The sequence below is a fragment of the Pseudomonas sp. KB_15 genome (assembly GCF_052114525.1).
Lineage (GTDB): Bacteria > Pseudomonadota > Gammaproteobacteria > Pseudomonadales > Pseudomonadaceae > Aquipseudomonas.
On sequence record NZ_JBFREX010000002.1, the window covers coordinates 210,707 to 223,114 of the forward strand.

Sequence of the window (12,408 nt, forward strand, 5' to 3'; positions counted from 1 at the left end):
AACGGTCTTGAGAGGTTCCTACACCCCACCACTGAATGGTCAGTGACCGCCAAAGACTATCGATGGAACTCACATCGCACCACTTCATGAAAACCGCTACGTTTTGAAGGAAACGTCCTAGGACCTCACCCGAAAAAGCCGTAACAGCTACAATTTATCAAATTAATTTGAGGCTGAAAGGCGCAAAGGGAGAACCTTGTCGATCGACTTGCGATGCGTTTGTAAATCGCCAAATATTAGTTTCCTGATTATTTCCGAAAAAAGAATATCGAAATCAAGTACAAAATCCAACCAGCGTGAAAGCTGTACTTTATTATTTTTTTATAAATATGGTCGCTAGAATGCCGATGGCAATTGGAAATAATTAACGACAAAAAGCTTATTGAAAACGTCGTTAATGAAAACACCGGCATCAGCACTCCAAGCCCTGAAAACTCTACCAGAAATGGTTGACCACGAGCGCCTCCAGGCAAAAGTAGATGTTGATGATATATAGCGTAAATTGAAAGCATTATAAAAATCAACGAAACCCCACCAAGTAGGATTTTTAATCGAAGTGGTGCCTCCTTCAAAATATTAAAGCTTCCCATCTCATATTTTTTTAATCGGCACGAAAGACAGCACCCACCTTCTATTAGCGATAAGCCGTCTCTATCCAGCACTCCACATTTTTTGCATTTCTTTACTCTGGGCTTCATTTATTTTCGATCCATCTGTTCAGGCCGAGCAGCGAACGGGTGTAAATAATGGGCACGCCACCAGGTCGGCTGCCCACTTTTCGACTAATGGAGGAGATCCGCTTTCCCTATCACGACAAGCAATATCATTGAAACTACAAGCCCAATAAAGCTCCATTGCAAAATTACAAGTTTGCGCTTAAGCGGGAGGGGGAAGCTATCTATATCCTCAGCATTGGCTAGACCTCGCTTAAGGAAGAACCCTGGAAACGTAAGAATGCTAGAAATGCTTCCTACCAACAGCAATCTGCCATGAAGACTCGTACTCTTATATATCCCGAAAGCCAGCAGAGACGAGCTGCTTTTGAAGTGCGACGACATTAAGTCACCCTTCGTATAGCTCAGATACAAAGCTACTCCAATGCAGATGAATTGGCAGATAATGACCACGCCACCCAAACCGCCGATGATTAGTTTAGCTGTAATCACTTCACTGCCTCGTAAATCTGTTCTCCGACCATTTCGCCAAGTACACCACCAAATCCCCCTCCAGCATAAGAACTAACTCCAACGACCAACACACTACATGCCAATGGCGCAACGCAGGCAGTAGCTACAGCTAGTGCAACACAGGACGAAAGAGGACTGATTTATTTTAATTTTACAAATCAGACAACATTTAGTTCAGGGGCATTACTGGATATAGCCAAGCGCGTTGACTGCAAAAAGCACAAGCAATAAAGCAATACAAGCAACCCCACCCCAGTGCAAAACTATTAGTTTTTTCCTAAGTCCTTCAGGAAAGCTTTCCAGATCTTTCGCATCGGCCCCACCATCGCGAAGATAAAAATTTGGCATAGTCATCACACCCATTACTGCACCAAGTACGAACAACCTTCCCCAAGCCCCGCCGTTCTTGAAAGGCGCCCGCACCATAATAGCCGGGCAGTTTTTTAAATGCTCCAGCATTACATCCATTTTGGCGTAAGCCAAATGCAACGCGATACCAAGGAAAACTAGAAGCCCGCCAAAACCAGTAATGCTGATGCACAGAAATAACTTTTGCGCGAAACTCACGCTCATTTCAGCGTCTCGTAGATTAGTTCGCCTGTTTTTTCACCCGTCTTGCCGAGGGCAAATCCTGTAGCCAAAGAGCCAGCTCCTGCCACTACAAGCCCACATATTAGGGTTCCCGCGCCTGCAGTAGTTATCCCGAGCCCTGCGCAGATTACACCTGTCGTACCAGCGCCAAAGATCACGCCCGCAGCACTACCACCGACCAATTCCCCGATAAAAGATCCACTCTCGGTGAATTTCACCCTTTTGCAAGCTTCCGTATCTCCTGCTGTACACACATCCTGAACTTTCATAACCGACGCCCCACCACCAATAGCCGTGCCAACCCAGCCACCGTAGTTCAGATATTTGGACGCCCTAGCCACACCTTCAAGATGAGTCGCATACCCCGGTATCTGCCCCACGCCGCCGGCTTCCGTCCAGCGGTGAACCAGACTGGGAGGAGAGAGGAACATTGCACGGTTCAAATTGGGGTGGTGTGGGAAACCGATGCCTTTGCGCGTCAGGCTTGTCAGGTGACTATCGAGTTGTGCCAGCAGCTTTTGGCGCTCGGCCAGAAATGTCGGTGAGTTCAGATGTCCATCGCGCAGGAATGAACGCTGATGCAGCGACTCCACTTCACGCAAGGTTTTATCGACGTTATCCAGGTTGTTCTTGAAAATGCTCGCACCGATGCCGATAGCGTTCGAGCCATAGGTCAAGAAGGTCTGGATGGCATCACGGTGTTGCACCATGAAATCCGCTTCCTCCGGGCTAAGCGTTTCAAGCACCCGATTGGTCTTGGCCGCCACATCCATGAGCAGGGCTTCTTCACGGGAGCATTGGTAGTTATTGGGGTCGCTCAGCACGATCATCGAGCCGGCTTTGACGTCGCGCAGATTGGGATTGAGCAGTTTGAATTTGCCCATCACCGCCGGGTCGCGCAGGGTGAACAAAGAGGCTTCGAGTTGTTCGCGGGTGGTGCTTTTTGGAACGATGTAAAAGCCGGGCTCTACAGCCTGTGCACTGTTGTCACGCATCGGCATGGGAGAGCCTGGTACAGGGGCGTAGCTGGATGATCGTGACGCGGCCGGAGCGCTGGCTGCGGCGGGCGAAGCCTGCGCAGTGGTGGTCCGCATGGTGTGTGGTTCCGTACTGCGGCTGGACTCGTACTTCGCCGTGGACTGCGATGGGATAAGCCCGGCTTTGCAAGGACAACTACTGAAGCTATCCAGCGATCCCGCCACCATCCTGCCGTTGCTTTTGATGTATGAAACACCGCCAGCGATCACGTAGGTTTTATTGTCTTTTCCGCAGGAAACCTGGTCCCCGTCGCGCGCGTGCGCGAAGCCAAACATCGAGATGTGCGTATCGGCTTCCAGAACTTTGCCACCGCAGGTGGTCTTGTCACCCTCACGAATGAAGTATCCCTTTGCCATTGCTGATTTCCCTCTCTACCGGCGCCTCCTTCATGGGAAACGCGCCACTGTTAACGATGGGTAACACCGACTCGGAATGAGTGGGCTAACGCAAAGTACGTGGGCGAAGAGGAAACTCAAGACGGCCGAGAAAATCAGGAAATTTCTCACGACCAACACTGAAAAGGACCACGGATATTGGGGGGACCAACGCCAGTTCCCTGCACCATGTGTGCAAAAAAAACGGCCCGCACCAAAAGCTGCGAGCCGTTCTTTTATCAGAGCCGGGAAGAGTTCAACCCATCACTCATCACTTGTTCAGACGATAATCACTCTCTGCAGCCGCAAAGCGCTGGAACATGCCGGCAGTCGGCGTGCCCATCTTGCTGACGAAGTAGATCGCCAGGCTGGCGAAGATGAAACCCGGGATGATTTCGTACAGGCCCAGCAGTTCGAAGTGTTTCCAGACGATCACGGTGATCGCGCCGACCAGGATGCCGGCCAGTGCGCCGTTGCGGGTCATGTCTTTCCAGATCACGGAGATCAGTACGACCGGACCGAATGCGGCACCGAAACCGGCCCAGGCGTAGCTCACCAGACCCAGAACACGGTTTTCCGGGTTGGCCGCCAGTGCGATAGCAACCAGGGCCACCAACAGCACCATGGCACGACCGACCCACACCAATTCAACCTGGGAAGCGGATTTACGCAGGAAGGTCTTGTAGAAGTCTTCGGTCAGGGCGCTCGAGCACACCAGCAACTGGCAGCTCAGGGTGCTCATGACGGCAGCCAGAATGGCCGACAGCAGGATACCCGCGATCCATGGGTTGAACAGGATTTTGGCCAGTTCGATGAACACACGCTCGTGGTTTTCACTCACTGGCATGGCCACGGCCGGGTTGGCCGAGAAGTAGGCGATACCGAAGAAGCCGACTGCCACGGTGCCGCCCAGGCACAGGATCATCCAGGTCATGGAGATGCGACGGGCCTTGGCGATCGATTTAACCGAATCGGCAGCCATGAAACGCGCCAGGATGTGCGGCTGGCCGAAGTAGCCCAGACCCCAGCCCATCAGCGAGATGATGCCGATGAAAGTGGTGCCCTTGAGCATGTCGAAGTTGCCTGGATCTTGCGCTTCGATGGCCAGGAAAGTGGTGTCGACGCCGCCAGTGGCCAGCAGCACGATGATCGGCGTCAGGATCAGCGCGAAGATCATCAGGGTGGCTTGTACGGTATCGGTCCAGCTCACGGCCAGGAAACCGCCGATAAAGGTGTAGGCAATCGTCGCCGCAGCACCGGCCCACAGCGCAGTCTCGTAGGACATGCCGAAGGTGCTTTCGAACAGACGGGCGCCGGCCACGATGCCGGAAGCGCAATAGATGGTGAAGAACACCAGGATCACGACTGCAGAGATGATCCGCAGCAGGCCGCTTTTGTCTTCGAAACGGCTGGCGAAGTAGTCCGGCAGGGTCAGTGCATCACCGTTGTGCTCGGTTTGCACGCGCAGACGGCCGGCGACGAACAGCCAGTTCAGGTAGGCGCCGACGATCAGGCCGATGGCGATCCAGCTTTCGGAAAGACCGGACATGTAGATCGCGCCGGGCAAGCCCATCAACAACCAGCCACTCATGTCGGAGGCACCGGCGGACAGTGCGGTCACGACGCTGCCCAGGCTACGGCCGCCCAGAATGTAGTCGGAAAGGTTGTTGGTGGAGCGATAGGCCATCAAGCCGATCAGCACCATTGCTGCGATGTAGATCACGAACGTGATCAGGGTTGGATTGCTAACGCTCATTAAGTTACGCCCTGGCTTTGTTTTTATGTAGCAGCGGCTGGTGAACCGCTCGCAAACGCATGCGTTTGACAGACGATCCTGGATCCCGCGCATTTATGACTGATGTTTCCCCAGGAAAGCCATCAGCCGGCACACCTGCCTTTTCGACGGGTTGCACCTTGGGGCGCGAATGCTATGCAACAAAGCAAATCGGGTGCAACCCATTTTTCGAGAATAAGTTGCACCCAGGTGATTTACCCGTATCCAAATGTTTTTTGTTCCCTTTTGACGCAGTTCAGGCGCTTCATTAGAAGTAAAAGCACCAAGCAGGAGCAGCACGCTCGTACCAGAATTTAATTCCCGACGAGGCGCCGATTTTTCCTGCAAAAAAAGGGTTGCACCAGGTTGCACCTCGACAGTCGCACGGCTAATCTTGCCGCCAGCTGATGCCACGCCGTCGTGGCAAACATGAGGATAAAAACATGGCTACCACCACCCTTGGGGTCAAACTTGACGACCCGACCCGCGAACGCCTCAAGGCCGCCGCGACCTCGATTGATCGCACGCCGCACTGGCTGATCAAGCAGGCAATCTTCAATTACCTGGAAAAACTCGAGGGTGGTGCAACCCTGACCGAGCTGAGCGGTTTGACCAAGGATTCCGACGACTCCGTCGACGCACCTCTGGATCACGCCCACCAGTGCTTCCTCGAATTCGCCGAAAGCATCCTGCCGCAATCGGTACTGCGTGCATCGATCACCGCCGCCTACCGTCGCCCTGAGCCGGAAGTCGTGCCGATGCTGATCGAGCAGGCACGCCTGCCGGCTCCGATGGCCGAAGCCACCAACAAACTCGCTGCCTCGATTGCTGAAAAACTGCGCAACCAGAAGAGCGCTGGCGGCCGTGCCGGCATCGTTCAGGGCCTGCTGCAGGAATTCTCCCTGTCGTCCCAGGAAGGCGTGGCGCTGATGTGCCTGGCCGAAGCGCTGCTGCGCATCCCGGACAAAGGCACCCGCGATGCACTGATCCGCGACAAGATCAGCACCGGCAACTGGCAGCCGCACCTGGGCAACAGCCCGTCGCTGTTCGTCAACGCCGCCACCTGGGGCTTGCTGCTGACCGGCAAACTGGTGTCGACCCACAACGAAGCCGGCCTGACTTCGTCCCTGAGCCGCATCATCGGCAAAAGTGGCGAGCCGATGATCCGCAAGGGCGTCGACATGGCCATGCGTCTGATGGGCGAGCAGTTCGTAACCGGCGAAACCATCGCCGAAGCCCTGGCCAACGCCAGCAAGTTCGAAGCCAAGGGCTTCCGTTATTCCTACGACATGCTGGGTGAGGCCGCACTCACCGAGCACGACGCGCAGAAGTACCTGGCCTCGTACGAACAAGCCATCCACTCGATCGGCAAAGCGTCCCACGGTCGTGGGATTTATGAAGGCCCTGGCATCTCGATCAAGCTGTCCGCCCTGCACCCGCGTTACAGCCGCGCCCAGTACGAACGCGTGATGGATGAGCTGTACCCGCGCCTGCTGTCGCTGACCCTGCTGGCCAAGCAATACGACATCGGCCTGAACATCGACGCCGAAGAAGCCGACCGCCTCGAACTGTCGCTGGATCTGCTCGAGCGCCTGTGCTTCGAGCCGCAACTGACCGGCTGGAACGGCATCGGCTTCGTGATCCAGGCTTACCAGAAGCGTTGCCCGTACGTGATCGACTACGTGATCGACCTGGCACGCCGCAGCCGTCATCGCCTGATGATCCGCCTGGTGAAAGGTGCGTACTGGGATAGCGAAATCAAGCGCGCCCAGGTTGAAGGCCTGGAAGGCTACCCGGTCTACACCCGCAAGGTGTACACCGACGTTTCCTACATCGCTTGCGCACGCAAACTGCTGTCGGTGCCGGAAGTCATCTACCCGCAGTTCGCCACGCACAACGCCCACACCCTGTCGGCCATTTACCATATCGCCGGTCAGAACTATTACCCGGGCCAGTACGAGTTCCAGTGTCTGCACGGCATGGGTGAGCCACTGTACGAACAAGTTGTAGGCAAGGTTTCCGAAGGCAAGCTGAACCGTCCGTGCCGTGTGTACGCTCCGGTCGGCACCCACGAAACCCTGCTGGCCTACCTGGTGCGTCGCCTGCTGGAAAACGGCGCGAACACCTCGTTCGTCAACCGTATCGCCGACCAGTCGATTTCCATTCAGGAACTGGTGGCCGACCCGGTGGCGAGCATCGAGCAGATGGCGACAGTGGAAGGTGGTTTCGGCCTGCCGCACCCGCGCATTCCTCTGCCGCGTGATCTTTACGGTTCCGAACGCGCCAACTCCAGCGGCATCGACATGGCCAACGAACATCGTTTGGCATCGCTGTCCTGCGCGCTTCTCGCTACCGCACACAACCACTGGAAAGCGGCGCCGATGCTCGGTTGCGCGTCCAGCAACGAAGCCCCGGCGCAGGTTTTGAATCCGTCCGACCTGCGTGATGTGGTCGGCCACGTGCAAGAAGCCACCGTCGAAGACGTCGACAACGCGATCCAGTGCGCCCTCAACGCCGCACCGATCTGGCAGGCCACGCCGCCCGCCGAGCGCGCCGCGATCCTGGAACGTGCCGCCGACCTGATGGAAGCCGAGATCCAGCCGTTGATGGGCCTGCTGGCTCGTGAAGCCGGCAAGACCTTTGCCAACGCCATCGCCGAAGTGCGTGAAGCCGTGGACTTTCTGCGTTACTACGCGGTGCAGGCACGCAACGATTTCACCAATGATGCTCACCGCCCGTTGGGCCCGGTTGTATGCATCAGCCCGTGGAACTTCCCGCTGGCGATCTTCAGTGGCCAGGTGGCTGCTGCCCTGGCGGCCGGTAACCCGGTATTGGCCAAGCCTGCGGAGCAAACGCCGCTGGTCGCCGCTCAAGCCGTGCGCCTGCTGCTCGAAGCCGGCATTCCGCAAGGCGTACTGCAACTGCTGCCGGGTCGCGGTGAAACCGTCGGTGCCGGCCTGGTGGGCGATGAGCGCGTTAAAGGCGTGATGTTCACCGGCTCCACTGAAGTCGCGCGTTTGCTGCAACGCAACATCGCCGGCCGCCTGGACAGCCAGGGTCGTCCGATTCCTCTGATCGCCGAAACCGGCGGCCAGAACGCGATGATCGTCGACTCTTCGGCCCTGACCGAACAGGTGGTGATCGACGTGGTGTCCTCGGCGTTCGACAGCGCTGGTCAGCGTTGCTCGGCCCTGCGAGTCTTGTGCTTGCAGGAAGATTCCGCTGATCGCGTCATCGAAATGCTCAAGGGCGCGATGGCTGAAAGCCGTCTCGGCAACCCTGAGCGTCTGTCCGTGGACATCGGCCCGGTGATCGACGCCGAAGCCAAGGCTGGCATCGAGAAACACATCCAGGCCATGCGCGACAAGGGTCGTAGTGTGTACCAGGTGGCTATCGCCGACGCCGAAGAAGTCAAACGCGGCACCTTCGTGATGCCGACGCTGATCGAACTGGAAAGCTTCGACGAACTGCAGCGGGAGATCTTCGGCCCGGTGCTGCACGTGGTTCGCTACAAGCGCAAAGACATCGATCAACTGATCGGTCAGATCAACGCTTCCGGCTATGGCCTGACGCTGGGCGTGCACACCCGCATCGACGAAACGATCGCCAAGGTGATCGACAACGTCAACGCCGGTAACGTCTACGTCAACCGCAACATCGTCGGTGCCGTGGTCGGCGTGCAGCCGTTCGGCGGCGAAGGCCTGTCGGGTACCGGCCCGAAAGCCGGTGGCCCGCTGTACCTGTACCGCTTGTTGTCGACGCGTCCTGCGGATGCGATCGAACAGTCCTTCGCTCGCGGTGATGCCGCCGCGGCACCGGACGTTCGTCTGCGCGACGCCATGAGCAAACCGCTGACCGCCCTGAAAGCCTGGGCCGACAGCCACAAGTTTGCCGACCTGAGCACCCTGTGCGTGCAGTTCGCCGCACAATCGCAAAGCGGGATCACCCGCGTGCTGGCTGGCCCGACCGGCGAGCGCAACAGCTACGCGATCCTGCCACGGGAACACGTACTGTGCCTGGCGGAAGTCGAAGGCGACCTGCTGACTCAACTGGCGGCGGTACTGGCTGTCGGCGGTTCTGCGGTCTGGCCGGAAACTGACTTGACCAAGGCATTGTTCGCACGTCTGTCGAAGGATATTCAGGCACGCATCAAACTGGTTTCCGACTGGAACAAGGACGAAGTGGTGTTTGATGCGGTTCTGCATCATGGCCATTCCGACCAGTTGCGTGCGCTGTGCCAGCAGGTGGCCAAGCGTGCCGGTGCGATTGTTGGGGTTCAGGGCCTGTCGCAGGGCGAAACCAACATTGCGCTGGAGCGTCTGGTGATCGAGCGTGCATTGAGCGTCAACACCGCTGCGGCGGGTGGTAATGCGAGCTTGATGACCATCGGCTAAACCCGATAAGCCGGGCTGCCGCAATGGTTGCCCGGTTCGCAATATCCCTGTGGGAGCGAGCCTGCTCGCGATAGCGGTTTGTCAGTCACACCCGTTTTGGATGTGCCGCCGCCATCGCGAGCAGGCTCACTCCCACATTTGTTTTGTGGTGCCTGCAAAGTCGCCGCCCTGCCCAGTTATCACGCTCATCAATCATGCTATTCAGCATAAATTCACAAGACTAGACTCGGCCCATCCCAATAAAAGGTAGGCCGCCATGTCCGAGACGTTGCTCAGTTCCCGTAATCTGGCTTTCGAGCTGTATGAAGTCCTCGATGCCGAGGGCCTGACCCAGCGTGAGCGTTTCGCCGAACACAATCGCGAAACCTTCGATGCGGCCATCGGCACCGCCCGCAGCATCGCCGAGAAGTTCTTCGCCCCGCACAACCGCAAGGGCGACGAGAACGAGCCGCGCTATGAAAACGGTCAGGCGATTTTGATTCCGGAAGTGAAACCGGCGGTGGACGCCTTCCTCGAGGCCGGCTTCCTCAATGCCGCGCGCAGTTTTGACGCCGGCGGCATGCAGTTGCCTACCTTGCTATCGCAGGCCTGCTTTTCCCACTTCCAGTCGGCCAACGCCGCGTCGACGTCTTATCCGTTCCTGACCATGGGCGCGGCCAACCTGATCGAAAGCTTCGGTACTGACGAGCAGAAGCGCCGCTTCCTGCAACCGATGATCGACGGCCGTTTCTTTGGCACCATGGCCCTGACCGAACCCCACGCGGGCTCATCGCTGTCGGATATTCGTACTCGTGCAGAACCTGCGTCTGACGGCACTTATCGCCTCAAGGGCAACAAGATCTTCATCTCCGGTGGCGATCACCCGCTGTCGGAGAACATCGTGCACATGGTGCTGGCCAAGCTGCCGGACGCACCGGCCGGGGTGAAAGGCATTTCGCTGTTTATCGTGCCCAAGTTCCTGGTCAACGACGATGGCAGCCTCGGCAAGCGCAATGACGTGTTGCTGGCCGGGCTGTTCCACAAGATGGGCTGGCGCGGCACCACATCCACCGCGTTGAATTTCGGCGATAACGGCGAATGTGTCGGCTATCTGGTGGGCAAGCCGCACCATGGCTTGAGCTACATGTTCCAGATGATGAACGAAGCGCGAATCGGCGTCGGCATGGGCGCGGTGATGCTCGGCTACGCCGGCTACCTGTACTCGCTGGAATATGCCCGCGAACGTCCACAGGGTCGCGTGCCGGACAGCAAGGACCCGAACACCGCACCGGTGGCGATCATCCAGCACGCCGACGTCAAACGCATGCTGCTGACGCAGAAGGCCTACGTCGAAGGTTCATTCGATCTCGGCCTGTACGCGGCGCGACTGTTTGACGACACCACCACCCTGGAAACCGAAGCCGAACGCAAACAGGCCCATGAACTGCTGGACCTGCTGACGCCGATCGTCAAATCCTGGCCATCAGAGTTCTGCCTGAAGGCCAACGAACTGGCGATCCAGATCCTTGGCGGCCACGGCTACACCCGCGAGTACCCAGTGGAGCAGTACTACCGCGACAACCGCCTGAATCCGATCCATGAAGGCACCCACGGCATTCAGTCGCTGGACCTTTTGGGCCGCAAACTGGCGCAAAACGGCGGCGCCGGGCTCAAGCAATTGATCCGTTTGATCGCCGACACCGCCGAGCGCGCCCAGTCGTTTGATTCGCTGACGCCGCTACGCGAGCCGCTGGAGAAACTGGTGGCACGCCTGCAAACCGTGACCATCGGCCTGCTGACAGACCTGGCCCAGGGCAAGGTCAACAGCAGCCTGGCGAACTCGGCGCTGTACCTGAAGGTGTTCGGTCACACCGTGATCGGCTGGCGCTGGCTGGAACAGGCGATCCGCGCCGAGGAAGGCCTGGCCAAGGGCAATGCGGCGGATGTCGGCTTCTATAAAGGCAAGCTGCAGGCGGCGCGCTACTTCCTGACATGGGAAGTTCCGGGTTGCCACCATGAGTTGGCGATTCTTGAGGCGCGGGATGATGTTTGCCTGGGCATGCAGGATGAGTGGTTCTGATCCAGCCTTTGTGGATTGACTGAAATCCAATCGCGAGCAAGCTCGCTCCCACAGGGGACCGCGTCCATCAGGTCAACGCGATCCAGTGTGGGAGCGAGCTTGCTCGCGATGGCGTCAAAACATACGCCACATCACCCTAGCTTGAACCCACCCATCTGCCGCGCCAGATCATCCGCCAACCGCTGCAACGTCTGGCAATCATCCCGACAGGCCCTGACCTCCCCCGCCGTCGCCCGGGCCAGATCGGAAATCCCCTGCACATTGCGATTGATTTCTTCGGTCACCGCCGACTGCTCTTCCGTCGCCGTCGCCACCTGATGGTTCATGTCGCTAATGCGCTCCACTTGCCCGGTGATCGCGGTCAATGAGGCGCCGGTACGCTGGCTCGACTCAACACCCGTGCCCGTCGCAGCTTGCCCGGAATGCATCGACGACACCGCGTTTTCCGCGCCTTGCTTGAGGCTGCCGATCATCTGCTGGATTTCATCGGTGGACGATTGCGTGCGTCGCGCCAGGGTGCGCACTTCATCGGCCACCACGGCAAACCCACGCCCCATGCCCCCGGCCCGCGCCGCTTCGATGGCGGCGTTGAGCGCCAGCAGGTTGGTCTGCTCGGAAATCCCGCGAATCACCGCCAGCACCTGATCGATGGACGCCACTTGAAGGGCCAGTTCACCCACCGCCGTAGCCGCGACGCCGATCTCCTGGGACATGCTTTCAATGTGGCGGATCGAACCACCCACCACTTCCCGCGCCTGCATCGCTTCGTCCCGGGCCGTTTGCGAAGCCACCGCCGCATTGCCGGCGTTCTGGGCGATCTCCTGAACGGTCAGGCCCATTTCATGGACAGCAGTGGCGACCATATCGGTCATTTCCTGTTGGCGGCCGGAGCGTTCGGCGGTGTTATCCACAACCCTGGCCACTTGCCCCACAGCCGTGCGCAAGCGTTCGCTGGTGGTCAGCACTTCGCCGATCATGTCGCGCTGGCTAT

The 12,408-nt window shown here is 58.0% G+C and carries 6 protein-coding genes; 2 read left to right on the forward strand and 4 right to left on the reverse strand.

Going from position 1 to position 12,408, the window contains the following annotated elements:
- Positions 1 to 1,370: 1,370 nt before the first annotated feature.
- The 3 genes from AB4Z35_RS03370 to putP form a co-directional block, all read right to left on the reverse strand.
- Positions 1,371 to 1,760 carry a hypothetical protein gene (locus AB4Z35_RS03370; protein ID WP_442096029.1) on the reverse strand — a complete coding sequence of 130 codons (390 nt, stop codon included), beginning with the start codon at positions 1,758 to 1,760 and terminating at the stop codon, positions 1,371 to 1,373.
- Positions 1,757 to 3,172 carry a PAAR domain-containing protein gene (locus tag AB4Z35_RS03375; protein ID WP_442096030.1) on the reverse strand — a complete coding sequence of 472 codons (1,416 nt, stop codon included), beginning with the start codon at positions 3,170 to 3,172 and terminating at the stop codon, positions 1,757 to 1,759. The genes AB4Z35_RS03370 and AB4Z35_RS03375 overlap by 4 nt, the downstream gene beginning before the upstream one ends.
- A 289-nt stretch (positions 3,173 to 3,461) precedes the next feature.
- A complete protein-coding gene (gene putP, locus AB4Z35_RS03380) occupies positions 3,462 to 4,946 on the reverse strand; it encodes a sodium/proline symporter PutP (RefSeq protein WP_277533930.1) in 1,485 nt (494 codons plus the stop codon).
- 461 nt (positions 4,947 to 5,407) lie between these two features.
- On the opposite strand from putP, the gene putA reads away from it, so the two are divergent.
- Positions 5,408 to 9,358: a trifunctional transcriptional regulator/proline dehydrogenase/L-glutamate gamma-semialdehyde dehydrogenase gene (gene putA / locus AB4Z35_RS03385; RefSeq protein ID WP_442096031.1), complete on the forward strand. Its 3,951-nt coding sequence runs from the start codon at positions 5,408 to 5,410 to the stop codon at positions 9,356 to 9,358.
- A 256-nt stretch (positions 9,359 to 9,614) separates the two neighbouring features.
- Positions 9,615 to 11,417 carry an acyl-CoA dehydrogenase gene (locus AB4Z35_RS03390; protein ID WP_442096032.1) on the forward strand — a complete coding sequence of 601 codons (1,803 nt, stop codon included), beginning with the start codon at positions 9,615 to 9,617 and terminating at the stop codon, positions 11,415 to 11,417.
- 131 nt (positions 11,418 to 11,548) lie between these two features.
- Here the strand turns inward: AB4Z35_RS03390 and AB4Z35_RS03395 are convergent, their stop codons facing one another.
- Positions 11,549 to 12,394: a methyl-accepting chemotaxis protein gene (locus tag AB4Z35_RS03395; protein WP_442096125.1), complete on the reverse strand. Its 846-nt coding sequence runs from the start codon at positions 12,392 to 12,394 to the stop codon at positions 11,549 to 11,551.
- Between the last annotated feature and the right edge of the window lie 14 nt (positions 12,395 to 12,408).